General features: G+C 58.2%; 14 protein-coding genes. 8 read left to right on the forward strand and 6 right to left on the reverse strand.

The features are described 5' to 3' along the window. The coding region (locus ACUNV4_RS09520; protein ID WP_430878304.1) for a transposase at positions 1-906 on the forward strand (906 nt) is incomplete at its 5' end. A 1,029-nt stretch (positions 907-1,935) separates the two neighbouring features. On the opposite strand, the gene ACUNV4_RS09525 is transcribed toward ACUNV4_RS09520, so the two are convergent. Next, positions 1,936-3,306, reverse strand: coding sequence for an aspartate aminotransferase family protein (locus ACUNV4_RS09525; RefSeq protein WP_430878305.1), 1,371 nt, complete (start codon positions 3,304-3,306; stop codon positions 1,936-1,938). 93 nt (positions 3,307-3,399) lie between these two features. Then, a complete protein-coding gene (locus ACUNV4_RS09530) occupies positions 3,400-4,011 on the reverse strand; it encodes a peroxidase-related enzyme (RefSeq protein WP_430878306.1) in 612 nt (203 codons plus the stop codon). Positions 4,012-4,360: 349 nt separating this feature from the next. On the opposite strand from ACUNV4_RS09530, the gene lexA reads away from it, so the two are divergent. From lexA to ACUNV4_RS09550, 4 genes are all read left to right on the forward strand, one after another. Continuing rightward, positions 4,361-4,966: a transcriptional repressor LexA gene (gene lexA / locus ACUNV4_RS09535; RefSeq protein ID WP_430878307.1), complete on the forward strand. Its 606-nt coding sequence runs from the start codon at positions 4,361-4,363 to the stop codon at positions 4,964-4,966. A 119-nt stretch (positions 4,967-5,085) separates the two neighbouring features. After that, positions 5,086-5,817, forward strand: coding sequence for a translesion DNA synthesis-associated protein ImuA (imuA, locus tag ACUNV4_RS09540; RefSeq protein ID WP_430878308.1), 732 nt, complete (start codon positions 5,086-5,088; stop codon positions 5,815-5,817). Between the two features lie 3 nt (positions 5,818-5,820). Further along, the gene (locus ACUNV4_RS09545; RefSeq protein WP_430878309.1) at positions 5,821-7,230 is read left to right on the forward strand and encodes a Y-family DNA polymerase; all 1,410 of its coding nucleotides are present in this window, start codon (positions 5,821-5,823) and stop codon (positions 7,228-7,230) included. 272 nt (positions 7,231-7,502) lie between these two features. Further along, positions 7,503-9,551, forward strand: a complete 2,049-nt coding sequence (locus ACUNV4_RS09550) for a putative bifunctional diguanylate cyclase/phosphodiesterase (RefSeq protein WP_430878310.1) — start codon at positions 7,503-7,505, stop codon at positions 9,549-9,551. 21 nt (positions 9,552-9,572) lie between these two features. Here the strand turns inward: ACUNV4_RS09550 and ACUNV4_RS09555 are convergent, their stop codons facing one another. The 4 genes from ACUNV4_RS09555 to ACUNV4_RS09570 all read right to left on the reverse strand — a co-directional run bounded on the left by ACUNV4_RS09555 (position 9,573) and on the right by ACUNV4_RS09570 (position 14,540). Next, a complete protein-coding gene (locus ACUNV4_RS09555) occupies positions 9,573-10,103 on the reverse strand; it encodes an FKBP-type peptidyl-prolyl cis-trans isomerase (protein WP_430878311.1) in 531 nt (176 codons plus the stop codon). An 11-nt stretch (positions 10,104-10,114) separates the two neighbouring features. Further along, positions 10,115-12,772: a TRAP transporter permease gene (locus tag ACUNV4_RS09560; protein ID WP_430878312.1), complete on the reverse strand. Its 2,658-nt coding sequence runs from the start codon at positions 12,770-12,772 to the stop codon at positions 10,115-10,117. Positions 12,773-12,887: 115 nt separating this feature from the next. Continuing rightward, positions 12,888-13,853 (reverse strand): TAXI family TRAP transporter solute-binding subunit, encoded by a 966-nt coding sequence (locus tag ACUNV4_RS09565; protein WP_430878313.1) that lies wholly within the window; start codon positions 13,851-13,853, stop codon positions 12,888-12,890. A 180-nt stretch (positions 13,854-14,033) separates the two neighbouring features. Further along, positions 14,034-14,540 (reverse strand): YehS family protein, encoded by a 507-nt coding sequence (locus ACUNV4_RS09570; protein ID WP_430878314.1) that lies wholly within the window; start codon positions 14,538-14,540, stop codon positions 14,034-14,036. A 283-nt stretch (positions 14,541-14,823) separates the two neighbouring features. Between ACUNV4_RS09570 and ACUNV4_RS09575 the strand changes: the two genes are divergently transcribed. The 3 genes from ACUNV4_RS09575 (at position 14,824) to ACUNV4_RS09585 (ending at position 17,752) form a co-directional block, all read left to right on the forward strand. Continuing rightward, the gene (locus tag ACUNV4_RS09575) at positions 14,824-15,441 is read left to right on the forward strand and encodes a hypothetical protein (protein ID WP_430878315.1); all 618 of its coding nucleotides are present in this window, start codon (positions 14,824-14,826) and stop codon (positions 15,439-15,441) included. Positions 15,442-15,598: 157 nt separating this feature from the next. Continuing rightward, positions 15,599-16,306 carry an OmpA family protein gene (locus tag ACUNV4_RS09580; RefSeq protein ID WP_430878316.1) on the forward strand — a complete coding sequence of 236 codons (708 nt, stop codon included), beginning with the start codon at positions 15,599-15,601 and terminating at the stop codon, positions 16,304-16,306. 24 nt (positions 16,307-16,330) lie between these two features. Continuing rightward, a complete protein-coding gene (locus ACUNV4_RS09585; protein ID WP_430878317.1) occupies positions 16,331-17,752 on the forward strand; it encodes a hypothetical protein in 1,422 nt (473 codons plus the stop codon). Positions 17,753-17,847 lie beyond the last annotated feature (95 nt).

Consider the following 17,847-nt stretch of genomic DNA (forward strand, 5'->3'; position numbering starts at 1 on the left):
CCTCAATGTGGTGTGAAGAAGCGCAAGAATGGAACCGAGGAGTTCTATCACCAATTGCATGTGGCCGTCATCGTCAGTCCGGAGCAGAAAATCGTGCTGCCACAGGATTTTGAACCCATCATCCGCAGTGATGGCGACACGAAAGATTGCAGCGAGCGAAACGCAGTCAAACGGCTCATTCCGTCGATCGCAGAGCAGTATCCAAAACGCAAGTTCATTATCGTGGAAGACGCGTTGGCGGCAAATGGCCCACACGTCTCCCTGCTGCAGGAACACGGTATGGACTTTGTCATCGGCGTCAAACCAACGGGTTCGGTGTCGTTATTTGCCGCTTTCGATGAGCGTCGCAATCATCCCGATGGTGCTGTCGTCGAATTCGAGCAGACCGACGAGAAGAACGTTCTCAAAGGCTGTCGGTTTGCCAACGATTTGCCTATCAACAATTCGCATCCGGATATACGAGTGAACTTGATCGAATTCTGGGAGGTGGACGCCAAAGGAAAGCAGAAACAATGGAGCTGGATCAGCAGCTTACCCATCACGCCAGAGAACGCCTTGGAGATAGCAGCCATCGGGCGTTCGCGTTGGGGTATCGAAAATCAAACCTTCAACACACTCAAGAATCAAGGCTATAACCTGGAGCACAACTACGGGCATGGCAAGAAATACTTGTCGAGCACACTGGCAGGGCTCATGCTATTGGCATTTCTGACCGATCAGGTTCAAGAGCACGCTTGCCCAGTATTCAAGGCTGCACGGGAGAAGTGTCGAATCAAGACCAACCTGTGGGCCAAGATGCAAACGTATCTACAGGATGTGGACGTACCGGACTGGGAAACGCTTTTTCGTTTGATAGCGAAACTCGGTCCCAAGCTGGTGATTGCAAGCTCACCAGATACGGGGTAAACAGAACGACTCCGATGAACAAACCCGCGATAACTTCCACCACAACCAGAAAACAGGAACACGGCATCGACCGCCATCAGCGTCGAGCCTTGCGCGTGCCTTCAGCTAACGTAGCTACAATCACGACCTATGCTTCAAACTCACCGGGAATCGCTGGCGGAGTGCCAAGTAGAGAATCGTACGGGAGCGCCCAGGGGCGGCGTTTGATCCCTCACACTTTTGACTTCGTGTTTCCGACGTGGCCATTGACGCAGCCGACGCGCGGTTTGGGGATCTGCCGCCCGGCGTGACTTGCTACAGGGCCTAGACTGAAGTATTGGCACCAGCCTGTTCACTTGCCCCACAACCACCTCGGCTTCTAGCAGCGTTCTTCTCGATTTGTCAATATGCCATCGCCACTAGCCCGGAGGAACCAGTGGGTTCATCAGACACTCTCTTTCTCGAATGGCAACCATCCTCCCATTTGGAGAAACCGGCTTCCGCGCCAGTCTTTTCGAGGCTTGCCCAGCAGTGTTCACCGTTCGTTGCGGCCAGTTGGTGGACACCCTCTTGGAGCGATAATGGAGTTCAGAGGTGTCATATGAAAAAGTCGGAAAGCAAGAGAGCACGGCGGCATCTTTCAGACAAACAAATGAGGTCTACCAGCGATCGCGTGGGAAGTGTCCTTCTGGATACAACTCAGGTCAGGTCAGGTGGATGTAGACAACAGCTGACTTGAATCCAGCCTTGTCTCTGGATCTACGTGAACGCTCCTCTTTTTTACTTCCAGATCCGAGCATAGCTCTGAATTTTTCTATACTCGATATCGCGTGAAACTGCCCGTCACACCACTGTCCCTGCAGCTTGACAGTTCACATGTTCGCCATCACCACTTTATCGTAGAGCTCATGCCTGCTTGCAGGGGGCATGATAACCGGTACGAAATACCTTGAGGGTGCGGCACAGCTGACGACTCCGAAGTTGGCCTTCTCCCCGCTCCGTGAAAATGACCGTGCTTGCAAATAATCGCCAGCCGACCACGGTGAGCGGCTAACCCAACACCTCCCCGATGGCCTTGCTCACACCATCCAGCACGATATCCACCTCATCCGTGGTGATACTCAGCGGAGGCGCAAAACCCAGGATATCGCCCTGCGGCATGGCTCGCGCGATGATGTTGTGCTTGAGCAATGCAGTGGCAACCGCCGGGCCGATCTTCCTGGCCGGATCGAACAGCGTCAGAGGCGAGCGGGACTCGGCAAACTCGATGGCGGCCAGCATGCCCTCACCTCGCACTTCCGCCACCTTCGGATGATCCGCAAAGCGTTCGCGTAGTTGCTCGACCAGATAGGCGCCAGTCTTGCCTGCGTTCCCGACCAGTCCCAGCTTGTCGATCAGCTGCAGATTGGCAACACCCGCCGCAGCACCGATCGGGTGTGCAGAATAGGTCCAGCCGTGTCCGATTGGTCCCAGCTCATCGGTGCCCTTCTCCAGCACCTCCCATACACGCTGTGACACGATCGACCCGGACAACGGCGCGTAGGCTGATGTCAGTCCCTTGGCAATCGTGATGATGTCGCTCTCCAGCCCGTAGTGCTCCGACCCGAACATGGTGCCCAGACGCCCGAATCCGGTCACCACTTCATCGGCAATCAGCAGGATGTCGTGCTTTTTCAGCACCGGCTGAATGGCTTCCCAATAGCCTTTGGGGGGAGGCACAATGCCACCAGTCCCCAGAATCGGCTCGGCAATGAAGGCAGCGATGGTGTCAGCGCCTTCTGCCTCGATCATCTGTTCGAGTCGGGTCGCGCAATCTGCGGAGAATGCCTCTTCGCTCATGGATGGGTCGCTGCGGCGCAGATAGTAAGGCGCTTCGGTGTGCAGCACCTGCTCCAGAGGCAGGTCGAACTTCTTGTGGAACAGCTCCAGCCCGGTGAGCGAGCCGGTCATCAGGCCCGAGCCGTGATAACCGCGCCAGCGCGAGATGATTTTCTTCTTCTGTGGCCTGCCGAGTATATTGTTGTAGTACCAGACGAGTTTGATATTGGTCTCGTTGGCATCCGAACCACCAAGCCCGAAATACACCTTCGACATGTTGTCCGGCGCTCGCTCCAGCACCATCCTGGCCAGCGTGATGGACGCCTCGGTACCATGGCCCACATAGGAATGGTAGTAGGCCAGCTCCTTCGCCTGCTCGGCAATGGCATCGGTGATTTCCGAACGGCCATAGCCGACGTTCACGCAATACAGGCCGGCAAAGGCATCCAGCAGGCGGGTACCGTCACGATCCTCTATGTAGACGCCGGAAGCCGTGGAGATGATGCGGTTGGGGCTTTCGCCACGGGCGTGCTGCGCCAGGTGGGTCGATGGATGAAAGAAATGTTGCCGGTCCCATTGGTCCAGCTTGTCGTTGATAGCCATAGCAGTTTATCCGTGGAATGAGGCCGAACCGGCCCGGCCAGAGGCCTGTTGCAACCTTGTCGGCTGTCGAAAACGGGAAATCAAGGAGCCGTACTATTTCACCAATCGAGGTTTCGGCTTGTCAGGGTTCTGAGGCTGATTTCTCCCCAGCTGGTAGAACTCGTCATTGGGCATCATGTCGGTCAGACCGGCCATGCGATTGGACAGGGCAAAGAATGCAGCTATGGCACCAATATCCCAGATATCCTCGGTACTGAATCCGTGTTCACGCAGTTCATCCAGGTCATCGTCGGACACCTCCGCCGCATGATCGGATACCAGACAGGCAAAGTCGAGCATGGCCATCTGTCGTTCGCTGATATCGGCACGAGTATAGTCGGTGGTCAGCTGCTCGGCCAGACGCGGATTCTTTTCCCGGATGCGCACGATGGCACCATGCGCTACCACGCAGTACAGGCAACTGTTCATGGCAGAGGTCACGACCACGATCATCTCGCGTTCGCCCTTGCTCAGGCCACTGTCTTTCTCCATAAGGGCATCGTGATAGGCGAAGAAGGCCCGGAATTCATCCGGCCGATGAGCCAGTACGCGAAACACATTCGGCACGAAACCGGACTTTTCACCCACTTCCTCGATGCGCGAACGCATATCGTCCGGCAAGGTATCAACTGGCGGAACCGGGAAGCGTGATCGAGGTGTGCTCATGAGGGCTGGCCGTGGTGATGAATGTCACACTATTGTGCCGCTGTTGGCCGCGCCTGTCAGCTCGGGCGTCAGCCGCCCTCTCACCGGCATGTCTGCCTGCCGGGAAGTTCAGCGCCTGCTCGCGAGATGCCGGCCTTGCTGAACGACGCTGAACGGCACCTCTGCCCGACTGCGTAAGGGAGGGTACGGAGTACGGAGCACGGAGCACGGAGCACGGAGCACGGAGCACGGAGCACGGAGCACTTTACCTGCTACATGAACTGGAAGTCGCCGCCCACTTCATTTTCTGTTGCATTGACCGACAACTGTAAATATACTCAGGTCTCTGACAATGAACGAGTGATTGAGCATGCAGGATCTTACCAAGCGGCAACAGGAAATTCTGCGGATGATCCAGTCACATATCGATCGTACCGGCTTCCCGCCCACCCGCACCGATATCTGTGAGCATTTCGGTTTTCGTTCTCCCACGGCGGCAGATGATCATCTGCGTGCCCTGGAACGCAAGGGCGCCATCGAACTGATTCCGGGCACCTCGCGCGGCATTCGGGTACTCAGCGAAATGGAAGAGGACGGCATTCCGCTGGTTGGCCGAGTCGCTGCCGGTGAGCCTATCATGTCAGAATCGAACGTCGAGGAATACCTGCCGGTCGATCCCGATCTGTTCTATCCACATGCCGACTACCTGTTGCGAGTCAATGGTACCAGCATGCAGAACGTCGGCATTCTCAATGGCGATCTGCTGGCGGTGCATGCCACCGAACACGTGCAGAACAATCAGATCGTGGTAGCCCGGGTCAACGATGAAGTGACGGTCAAACGATTCCGCCGGCGCGGCAACATCGTCACCCTGTTGCCCGAGAACGACGAATTCGAACCCATACGCATCGATCTGCGCGAGCAGGAGTTTCATATCGAAGGTGTCTATGTCGGCGTACTGCGTCGCGACTCCTGATCAGCCCTGTCGGCCGAGTATCCTGCCAATGTCTGCCAAGCCGATTGACAGACATCACGCCCGACCCCGCAACACGCGGTACACCATCAATCCTGCCTTGTTGACACTGCCGGTGTGCCATGGATTCCGCTCTTGATGCCCTGTTGAAATCCCAGCCGACGCTCTGGCGCGGCAGTGATCGATACAACGAAGATGAATCGGTATCGACCGGATTCGAATTACTGGACCAGGCCCTGCCGGCACGGGGCTGGTGCATTGGCGGGGTCACCGAGTTGCTGAGCAGACATCAGGGCATCGGCGAGCTCAGCCTGCTGTTACCGGCACTGCGCAGAGTCACTGCCGAAGGCCAATGGGCCGCCTTCATCAACCCACCTTACATTCCCTATGCACCAGCTCTGGGCAACGCCGGTATCCGGCTGGACCGATTACTGATCGTCGACAGTCGCGATGATGCCAATACGCTCTGGGCCACCGAGCAGATACTGCGTTCGGGACTGTTTGCCAGCGTGGCGACCTGGGTCAGTCGCAGCAGCGCGCAGAAACAACGCCGACTGCAACTGGCAGCCGAAACCGGCAGAACCTGGGCGACCGTGTATCGCCCCTGGCAGACTGATCAGGAACATTCACCCGTGGCAGCACGCCTGCGCCTGTCCATCGTTGAGGCCCGCCTGCAACTGGATATCTTCAAGTTGCGCGGTGGCAGCCCCAGCACGATCACCATCGAACCAGCCGAGTTCGATGCCTCACAGGGCGTTGAGTGGCCCATTCCGCCCTCTGTACCGCGCCCCTTCGCCACGCCCACTCCAACAGGCAACCCGGCAAACCATTCAACAAGCAATCCGGGCGTCTGACCGATGCTCTGGCTGGCGCTGCATTTTCCGCAACTGCCGATTGAACGGCAGAACCATGGCGGAACCGACAAACCTCGCGCGGTTGTTCTGCACGAAGGCAGCAGACGTCGCATTCTTGCCTGCAATGCGATGGCCGCAGCCAGCGGCATTCGTCCGGGACAGGCCTTGAAGAACGCCTACGACATGGTCCCGGCCCTGATCACCAGTGATCATGACGAGCAGCAGCAGCTCGCTCATCTGGAGCAGCTCACGCTCTGGGCTCTGCACTACTCCTCCCTGGTCTCCCCCGAGCCGCCCGATACCATCGTGCTGGAAATCGAAGCGAGCCTGACCCTGTTCGGCGGTATGGAGGTCTTGCTGGAGCACATCCACGAGGATGTCCGGCAGCAACGGCTGAGCCTGTCGACAGCCGTTGCACCGACACCGACAGCGGCCATGCTGTTTGCCCGGGCAGGCGTACACCGACAGCTTCTCGATCGGCCATCGCTGATCGAGACACTGGCCAGCGTACCCGTCAGCTGGCTGCCCTTGAATGACTTCACCCTCAAGGGTCTTCGCCAGTCGGGCCTGCAGACAGTGGCTGAACTCACCGCCTTGCCACCGGCGTCCCTGACGCGGCGCTTCGGCAGCAGCTGCACCGATCTGTTGTACAAGCTCGATGGGCGACTGCCGGATCCCCGTACGGCCTATCAGCCGGCGGACACCTTCCTGTCGGCGCTCGATCTGCCGCTGGAAGCACCCGACACTCAAGCCCTGGCCTTTCCACTGAACCGGCTCATGAATGCGCTGGGTGGTTATCTGAAGTCACGTGACCTGGGCGTTCGGCACCTGCAATTGCAGCTTGATCACCACCGTGGTCCGACCACCTGTGTGGATCTGAAGTTTCTCGATGCCACGGCCGACACCCGTCACCTGTTCCGCATGGCCAGCGAACGTCTGGGCAATCTGGTCCTGGCATCCCCGGTCATTCGCCTGGGGCTGGAGTCCACTGAACTGGCCAGCCTGCAACGCGAAGGCCACGATCTCTTCCAGAAGAGTCAGGCCGCTGGCAGCACCATCGAACAGCTGATGGACCGGCTCTCGGCGCGTCTCGGCAGAGACGCTCTGTATACCCCGATGACCGGTGATGATCATCGGCCGGAAAAGGCCTGGCTGACAGCCCTGCTCGACCAGCAGACACCTCCGGAGCACTGGCCTGCCCGGCCATTATGGTTACTGCGTGAACCCACCCCTCTGGAGCAGAACGTCACGATACGGACCCTGCCGGAGCGTATCGAGAATGGTTGGTGGGATGAGACCGATGTGCGGCGGGACTATTTCATTGCCACAACTCGTGAGGGGGCCTACTACTGGGTATACCGCCAGCGGCGCACAACCGACAAGCGACTCTGGCTGCATGGCCTCTTTTCGTGAAGCACACCATGCAATGCGTCTCCACCAGGCCCACGCCCACAACGAAAGCGGGATTCTCCGTGACGCAGTTCCGAAATAACCCTGCAACCACAGTCAACCGAACCCCGAACATGCCGATACCTCACTGACGATAGCACAAACCCCTGCGATCCAACTTCCAACCTCCGATACCAGGACCACTCTCCAGTCACCATGCCAATGCCCGTTGCCAGACAGATGACTCAGAGCACGCCCGTGGAATCTGTTGCAGTTCAAGGACGAAAACAACACTGATGTCCATACAGAACTCCAACAAAGACCACACCAAGTTGCTGATAGGTGCCGGTTTCCTGCTTGTGTTCTCGCTGATGATCCTGGCGACCTGGCTGTCGATGACCACCCTGCAGGGCGTCAATGTCGGCATGTCCAATGTGATCCTCGACACCGAGCAGAAGACCAGCCGGGCCTATCACATGCGCAACGTCATTCGCATGCGCTCTGCTGCCGTGCGTTCGCTGGTGCAGACCGATGACACGGTTGAACGCCAGCGCATCTTCGACAAGCTGATTCAGCATACCGACAGCTACCAGACCACCCGCAAGGAACTGACCGAACTGTCTGCCAATGCCCGGGAGCAGGCCATATTGAAGGAAATCAACGAGGCGGATGCGCGGGTGGCCAATGCCTACGAGCGCGCCAATTCGGAGATTCATTCCAATGAGCAAAACCTGGCTGCCCAGAAGAGCGTCCTCAACGAGGTGCAACTGCACGAACTGGTCCTGCTCAACCATCTGAACGACCTGGTGCAGCTGGAGAAGGTACTGGCTGAAGAGGCGCTGGAGAACAACCAGACAACCTATCAGCGAACCCAGCGCCTGATGATCTATCTGGTGAGCGCCGCCTTCGCCTTGTCGATGATCATCTCGGGCACGGTCATTGCGCGCGTGGCGCGAGCCAACAAGCGCATCGCCCACCTGGCCAACCATGACGACCTCACCGGTCTGCACAATCGGCGATCGTTCGAACAGCATCTGCAGTACACCATCGACAATGCCGGGCGCAGCGACGATGCCCATGGCCTGCTGTACATCGATCTGGACCGTTTCAAGATCGTCAATGATACCTGTGGCCATCATGCCGGCGACCAGTTGCTGATCCAGCTGACGCAGATGATGCAGAAGCGACTGCGCCGTGGCGATCTGTTTGCCAGGGTCGGTGGCGATGAATTCGCGATCATTGCCCAGGGGCGCAGTTTCCCGGATATCCAGAGTCTGGCTGAAGACCTGCGAGTCATCGTCAGCGAATTCACCTTCATGTACGAGGAGCAAAGCTTCAAGGTCAGCTTGAGCGTGGGTGTCACTCCCATCGATGGTCAGATACAGAACATGGAACGGGTACTGGCTGACGTCGACTCGGCCTGTTATGTCGCCAAGCAGTCCGGTCGGAACCGGGTGCATGTGACACAGGATGACGACGCCGAAATGGTCAAGTACCGCAGCAACCTTGCCGGCATCCAGGCCATTCGCAAGGCACTGGCCGACGATCGCCTGTCACTGTTCTACCAGCCGGTGTTCGAGATCGAAGAGCGCTCGATGAAGATGGCGCACTGCGAGATCCTGTTGCGTATCCGCAGTGAAAACGGTGAACTGTATTCGCCAGCGCGGTTCATTCCGATTGCCGAGAAATACAACATCATGACCGAGATCGATCAGTGGGTATTCACCCAGGTGATCGACTGGCTGGCCGAACACCAGGACAGGCACGTCATCCCTCGCCTGCTGGTCAATCTCTCCGGACTGTCCTTTACCGACGACGATTTCAGCAGCTTCATCGTGGAACGACTCAGTCGCGGTGACATCGACCCCTCGCACATTGCCTTCGAGGTGTCGGAAAGCGCTACCGTACGCAATTTCGAAAAGGTCAGAGTCTTCATCGAACGCATCCGTGCCCTGGGCTGCGAGCTGGCACTGGATGACTTCGGCGCCGGTTTTTCCAGCTTCACCTACCTGAAGGAGCTGTCTTTCGATTACCTGAAGATAGATGGCTCGCTGGTTCGCAATATTGCAGACGACACGGTTGACCGGGACATGGTGGCTGCCATCAATCAGATCGGACATACCGTGGGGGCGCGAACCATCGCCGAATTCGTCGAGGATGATGCCGCGCTGCAATGCCTGAGAGAGATGAAGGTAGACTTTGCCCAGGGCTATGGCCTGCGCATGCCGACACCCTTGACGCAACTGGCGGACGAGCTGGAGGTACGCAGCGATGAAGACGTGGATATAGCCGACAAGACGCCAGCGACAAGCCTGCCCGCCATCCCCTTTCGCAAGGCATCCTGACGAACGACGACCAGCCTGACGTCAGGACTGAGCAAGCGAATCGCCAGCGTCTCCCGCGGGCGGATTCGTGCTGGTGGCAAAGCCTGCCTGCAGCTCTTCCGGAGTCGGTTCACGCACACTCACCACGGCAACCGTGAAATTCAGGACTTGACCGGCCAGAGGGTGATTGGCATCGAGCACCACGGTATCGTCACGGATTTCCACCACGGTCACCATCTGTGATTCGCCCTCGTTCTTGCCCAGGGCCTTGAAACGCATGCCGACCACCAGCTCCTGTACTTTCTCGATTGGCTCTCTGGGCCATTCGGCAATCAGGGATTCGTCCGGATAGCCGTAGGCGTCTTCCGGGTAGATGGTCACCGCCACCGGATCACCCGCCCGCTTGCCAGTCAGCTCACGCTCCAGCGCCGGCAACAGGGCATTGGTATTGTGCATGTACACCAATGGCAGATCGCCCTGGGAGCTGTCTATCAGCTCACCAAAGCCGTTGGTCAGCTGGTAGTGCATGGAGACGACGCGATTGTCGTCGATGATCAGATCGGATTCGGGCATGGTAAAGGACGTCAGAAATTTCCGAAAAAGGCAGGCTTGGTCTGCCGGCGTCGCTGCAGCCAGACCACCAGTCCGAGCACCAACAGCGCAGGAATGTAGAACACTTCCTTGTACAGGCGCTCGGCCGGGATCTGCACCGTCTCGACTCGCACCAATGTGTCACCGTAGAAATCGAACATCTGCAAGGTCTGGAAAAACGGCGTGCCAGGGAAGGGTTCTTCCAGTGTCGCCCCTTCCTCATCCATCACTACCACCAGCCCGGCATTCTCCAGGCGGGTTTCACCATCACCGGCCTCGCCCAGATCGGCCAGAACCGTCAGACTCGCCATCTTGTCGGGATAATCGAAATCGGGGCCGACGATGCGCAGCCGCAGCGGCTCACCCACGGGTTGTTCCTCCGCCAGTTGCACCAGCTCGGTACCGGGCAGATTCTCGTACGGTGGTTGCACCTGATCCAGCCAGAAACCGGGACGGAACAGCGTGAAGGCCACCAGCATCAGCAGCACGGATTCCCAGATCTTGCTGCGCGCCATGAAATAGCCCTGGGTGCCCGCCGCGAACAGCATCATGGCAATGACGCCAACGATGAAGACGAAAATCGCCTTGCCCAGTGTCACATCGATGAGCAGCAGCTCGGTGTTGAAGATGAACAGGAATGGCAGCAAGGCCGTACGGATGTCGTAGGCAAAACCCTGCAGACCGGTCTTGATCGGATCACCACCGGAAATGGCACTGGCAGCAAAGGCGGCCAGTCCCACCGGCGGTGTATCGTCGGCCAGAATGCCGAAATAGAACACGAACATGTGCACCGCCACCAAGGGTACCACCAGCCCCTGCTGCGCGCCTACGGACACGATGACCGGCGCCATCAATGACGACACCACGATGTAGTTGGCCGTGGTGGGCAACCCCATGCCCAGCAACAGACTCATGACCGCGACCAGCAGCAGCATGACGATCAGGCTGCCACCGGAGAGAAATTCGACGAACTCACCAACCACCTGATGTGCACCTGTGAGCGAGACGGTACCGATGATGATGCCGGCAACACCGGTAGCCACACCGATGGGCACCATGCTGCGCGCACCGCCGATCATGCCTGCCCAGAAGTCGGCGAAACCGAGCTTTACCGATGACGCCAGACTGATTCTGTCAGGATGCGAACGGCCACGGATCAGGGACTTCAGCGGGTGCTGCGTCAGTACGATGAAGATCATGGCCATGGACGCCCAGAAGGCGGAGAGCGCCGGCGACAATCGCTCGATGAGAATGCACCACAACAGGATGATGATCGGCAGCAGGAAATACAGGCCGGTCAGTGCAACCTCGCCGGTCTTGGGCAAGGTGATCAGTGGCGCTGATGGATCGTCCATGTGCAGGTCTTGCCGACGCGCACTGATGACGATCAGAATCAGATACGCCAGCAGGAAAATGGCAACCGCTCCGACGAAGGTCATGCCGGGAAAAGCCCGGCCGATCCAGCCGAGGCCGTAGTAGACGATGCCTCCCAGGGCGACAAAGGCCAGAAAGCCGAACAGGAAACCGATGAGCTTCTGCATGGCGGTTACGTGGCTTGGCGGTTTTTCCAGACCGGTCAGGTCCAGCTTCAGCGCTTCCAGATGGACGATGTAGACCAGTGCGATATAGGAGATCAGTGCCGGCAGCAAAGCGTGCTTGATGACTTCGGGATAGGAAATGCCGGTGAATTCGGCAATCAGGAAGGCAGCTGCCCCCATTACTGGCGGCGTCAACTGGCCGTTGGTGGATGAAGCCACTTCCACCGCACCCGCCTTCTCTGCAGAGAACCCGGTGCGCTTCATCAGCGGGATGGTGAAGGTACCCGTGGTCACGACATTGGCAATCGAGGAGCCCGAGTAGATGCCACTCAGCGCCGAGGCCACGACGGCCGCCTTGGCAGGACCGCCTCGAAAATGTCCCAGCGCGCCGAAGGCGAGCTGAATGAAATAGTTGCCCGCCCCGGCCTGCTCCAGCAGCGCACCAAACAGGACGAACAGAAAGATCATGGAGGAGGCCACCCCCAGGGCGACACCGAACACGCCCTCGCTCTGCATCCAGTAATGCCACATGGCCTTGCCGAACGAGGCGCCCTTCCACTGCACCACATCGGGCAGGAACTGCGCGTCACCGAAGAACACATAGAGCACGAAGACACCGGCCACGATCAGCATGGGCAGGCCCAGCGAGCGGAAGACCGCGGTGGCCAGCAGCACCAGTCCGAACGCTGAAGCCAGCAGATCGCCTGTGGTCGGCAAGCCGGCACGCGTGGCGATATCGTCCTTGAAGACGACCAGATACAGGCAGCAGATGACACTACCGGCCGCCAGCGCCCAATCATAGGCTGGCACACGATGCGCCGGGCTGGACTTGAACAAGGGATAGGACAGACAGGCCAGTGCCATGGCAAAGGCCAGATGGATGACTCGCACCTCACTGCCGTTGAAGACCAGATTGATGCCGTATTCTTCGGACAACCAGAACGGCAGACTGGAAGAGACGTAGAGCTGAAAGGCGCTCCAGGAAAATGCAACGATGGCAATGAACAGACCGACACCACCGGCGGGATTTCTGCCGCCGGTATCGATGGCGGTAAAGGAGTCTAGATCCGGCGTACTGCCCGAATCGCCGTCTTTCGTGGCTGTTGCATTCATCGGCTGGATTCTGCTGCTGTCAATGTGTTGCAAGGGATTCTGACAGGGACATTGCCCGGCAGGCAGCTCGAGCTGCCTGCCAGACCCCTTTCAGTCAAGGATCAGACTGCGCAGCTTACATCCAGCCACGTTCCTTGTAGTATTTCACGGCGCCATCGTGCAGAGGAGCCGACAGACCGTCCTTGATCATTTCCTCTTCCTTCAGATTGGCAAACGCAGGGTGCAATTTCCTGAAGTCCTCGAAGTTGTCGAAGACCGCCTTGACGACCACATAGACCACGTCCTCAGACACATCGGCCGAGGAAATGAAGGTGGCACCGACACCGAAGGTCTGGTTGTCTTCTGTCTGACCCTTGTACATGCCGGCAGGGATGGAGGCATTACGGTAGAAGGGGTTCTCATCGATCAGCTTGTCGATGACCGGACCGGTGACGTCGACAAAATCCACATCACAGGTGTTGGTGACTTCGGTGATGGCGGCAGCCGGGTGGCCCACGGCATAGATCATGACGTCGATCTTGTCATCACACAGTGCCTGAGACATCTCCGCACCTTTCAGCTCGGAGGCAACGGCAAAATCGTCCATGGTCATGCCATAGGCAGCCATGACCACTTCTGCCGTCGCCCGCAGACCGGAGCCCGCGTTGCCGACGTTGACCCGCTTGCCCTTGAGATCTTCGAAGGATTCGATGCCACTGCCGCCTCGCGCCAATACCGAGAAGGGTTCGGGATGCACGGAGAACACGGCCCGCAGCTTGTCGAACTTGCCCTGATCTTCGAACTGGGAAGTTCCGTTGTAAGCGTGATACTGCCAGTCGGACTGAGCAACACCGAACTCCAGTTCACCTGCCTTGACAGTGTTGATGTTGTAGATGGAACCGCCAGTGGATTCCGCAGAGCAGCGAATACCGTGATCCTTGCGACCCTTGTTCACCAGGCGGCAGATGGCACCTCCAGTGGGGTAATAGACGCCTGTGACACCGCCGGTACCGATGGAGATGAACTGCTGCTGAGCCTGGGCGGCGCCTGCGAACAGCCCAGCGGCCAGCAGGCAACTGCTGATTGCTATGCTAATTTTCATGAGAGGATCCTATTCATTGGAATTTGTTTTCACGTAGCCGCCAACCGGCCGGCTGAACGTGAAACGACAAGATCAAGCCGGTAGGTCAGACGAACCTGACAAGGCTTGGTTAAATGTAACAAATTGCTGAGCCGATTGCGCTGTCTGTCAGGTTGACTCGGCGCATCATGAACTACCTTGCTACTCGTCTCGCCTGGCTGCCAGGCCATTGAGGAACCAGCGCACACTCTGGTCTCCGCATCGTCGGTAATTGCGTGCCTGCGGGCTGCGGAAGAATGCACCCACCTCTGTCTTGCCGATCTTGCCGCCGCCTGCGGTGATCAGCGCATGAATATCATCCGACCGCAGTGACAGGGCAATACGCAATTGCTTCAGCACCAGATTGTTGTTGACGACGATCTCTGGCGAGGCATCGCCCGTATTCGATGCTGCCCCGGCAGCTGCACCTTCACTGCCACCGGCACTGGCGGGTGGTGGTCCGCGACGATCCAGAATCAGTCCATCGAGCAAGGCCAGCAAGGCGGCATCCGGACATGCCTGATAGCCGGCCTCTTCTTCCTTGCAGCGGAAACCGGCAACCTCTTCCTCGCTGACAGAGAGTTCGCCCAGGGACATCAGACGACGGGTCTCTGCATCGTCAAGTCGCAAGGCGTAGCGAATGCGCCGATTGAATTCGTTATTGTCCACTGGTGTCTGCCCCGGTAACTGAAAAGGTGGATGAATGGCTGTCTGTCCGTCATGAACGGCAACCCAGGCTCATCGTCTGCTCGATGAGGAAGAACATTGTATTCGTTGCCTACTCGACTGTTTCACAAACAGATATCGGCATCCGCTCGATCAGCGGCTCTGGATAAACGGCAAAATAAAAGTGACTCACTTCATGTTTTTTGCGTCGATATCTACCATGTAACACTTGATTTTGTATGATGCATTGACGCTGTAGAAGCATGAACAACGTATTCCCGAAGCGATGCGGACCAATATTCCCATGGAGTGGATAGACTTGATACCCAGCATACTTGTCGGATGTGCCTGCCTGCTTGTCGGCTATGCGATCGGCGCTCGCCGTGCCCGCACGATCAAGCGTCAGGCCCTGCGTGACAGAAACGCGCAGGCGCTGGAACTGCTGGACGCCAGAGCATCACTCCAAACACTGGAGCATTATGCCTCGCAGCAGGAACGAAAGGACAAACTCCTGAAGATGACGCTGCAGAAGCTGCAGGAAGCCAACGCGCGCTGCAAGGCGGCAGACGATCTGCTCACTGTCCAGAAGAGGCAACATTATTCGGAAACCTCACGGTTGCGTCTGGATGCCGTCAAGGCGCACGAGGCCGCTGTCATGGCAACCGAGATTGCCCGCAAGGCAAACGCTCACCTTGAACGGCTGGAGCAAGCCTGCCCGACCGTCCAGACCATCAAGGCCCCCGAACCCAAGTCCTACGGCACCGGCGATCCGGTCACCGTCAGCGTGGTTGATCAGGCGCGTTCCGATGCCCCGGATGATGCGGTTGCCCCCGTATCGAATCGAGACTCGGCCAGGTTGACCCGCTTGCGCAGCAGCAACGAAGCCAGCGCACCCACGGCCTGAAGTTCAAGCCTGTTCCGAGCCCGCAGGACATCAGCGCATACGGACTGACTGCAGGATGGGGCAGACGTCACCAGCTCACCGCATGAACGACACACCGTTACACACCCGTGCCACGCACGTATTCTGTTGACGGACGCAGGGTGTTATTATCCGCGCCATGTCGGCGCACACATTACATTTCAATCTTCCTGACGCCGAGCGTCCCAGCATCTGGCCCTGGCTTGTCGTGCTGCTCGGTAGCGTCTGCCTGGTGGTGCTGATTGCCCGCTCGATGACAACCATTCCCGCCTCCCTGCTCCATCAGGCGCAGGAGAAAATCAGCGCCGCCGGATTCAGTGACATGAACGTGGCTATCAATGGTCGAGACCTGGAGCTGACCGGCAGCATCGACCAGCGCCTGTCCGTTGCCCTGCTGCTGGAGCAACTCAGAGAGATCCAGGGTGTGCGTATCGTGCGCGACAACATGACGCGCTTCGATCCGGTCGAAACCGAACTCCAGCAGACTCGCCTGTTTCTGCAGGCACTGGCACGTATAGACACCTCCTCCGTTGCGTTTCAGCAGGGCAGCAATACCGTCACACCGGGCAGTGATATCGCCCTGAATCAGGTGGCCGAACTGCTGCGCAGCAATCCGGAAAAGCGCCTGCGCATAGAAGGTCATACGGACAACACCGGACCGGACTCGGTCAATCTGCGCCTGAGCCAGGAACGTGCGGAGGCTGTGGTGCGCTATCTGGAAGCCCGGAATGTCTCTCCCAATCAGCTGATTGCCAAAGGCTACGGCGCCACGCAACCGATCGCCGATAACGCTTCGGAAACCGGTCGCGCTCGTAATCGCCGGATCGAAATCAGTTATGTTGACTAGCAACCAAGCCATGCGGAAACGATCGTGATCTATTTATTGTCGCAAATCATCGTGGCACTGCTCCTCGCAGCCGTTGTCGGCGGGGCGCTGGGCTGGCTGCTGCATCGGGCCACTCAGGTCAGGGAAGCTGGCCAGTTGCGTAACGCCATCCAGAGGCAACGGCAGCAAGTGGCCCATCTGAATTCCGAAATCGCCATGCTGACGGATGACTACGACGAACTGCAGCGCCAATCACACGACGAGATTTCGGAGCTTCGCGAAGCGAATCAGCAGATTCCCCGCTTGAACTCCAATCTGGAAAAATCACAGCTGCTGGTCAGCCAGATGATCAAGCGGCATGAATCCCAGATTCGCGATCTGACTACCCAGAACCAGACGCTCACACAGAAACTGAAGGATCTGGAAGACCAGGAACAGACTTTAAAGCGTCAGCACGCCGAACTGGACAATGCCCGCCGGGAAATGGGTATCGCCGACCCCTTGCTGTCCAAGTCCACCGAAGGCAGCAATGCCGAGTTGGAAAACACCACCAGAATCTCGCAGGCCGACGGCAAGTCGGATACTGAAGTGGACGATGCCGACGATGCGGTGGTCGGCAAGGATCCGAGTGCCGACGATGAATTCGACGCCCAGTCCGATGCGGCTGTCGAGACCGACCGACCAGCTGACTCAGCCGTAAAGGAGAACGCCGCACGACAGGCGGTCATCACGAGCGCTCGCAATGTCAGCAGCTGGGCATCCGCGCCTCTTGTGGCAGAGGATGCCAAAAACCCTGCAGATGCCGGTGCAGAGACGAATTCGGATGCCCAGGGGAAAGCGGATGCGGATGCGGATGCGGATGCGGATGCGGATGCGGATGCGGATGCGGATGCGGATGCGGATGCGGATGCGGATGCGGTCAGATTCGGTGCTGCCGAAGATACGTCCGTCAACCCTGCCAGCGCCCCCCTGCCCACTCAAGGGCCGGGCAACTCGTCAGTCATCTTCCTGAACGCTGATGCCCCACCGCCTCGAACCCCGAAATCCACAGCAACGAAATCCCCGGACAACATCGCCGGAGACGACAGCGTCATCGATCCGTTTGACCAGGTCATCGAAGTGGATGAGCAACTACTGGAAGAGATCGACTCGGAGCTGGAGGAAGATGAATTCCTGAACGGTCTCGATGATGCGGTATCCCGTCAGGATTCGGACGAGGACGACGCGAGTTCGTTCGAACCGGTCGAGCAACAGGATGATCTGCAGCAAATAGTCGGTATCGGCCCATCGACCGAGAAGGCCCTGAACGACCTGGGTATCACCAGCTATGCGCAGCTGGCCAAACTCAAGCATCACGAGATCGAAACCATCGCCAACGCCCTGCAGATCGTGCCTGACCGCATCGAACGTGATGACTGGGTGGGTAACGCCAGGCGTCAACTCGAGGATGTTCTCGAGGAGCTCTGACATCGGGCTCGCCACGTAGCTGACCGGTTGAATCGAACGCTGCCGGACTGCCATATTGGCTTGTGCCTTGCAGGTATTGACCATCTTCCGACGTC

The sequence above is a fragment of the Granulosicoccus sp. 3-233 genome (genome assembly GCF_052681095.1).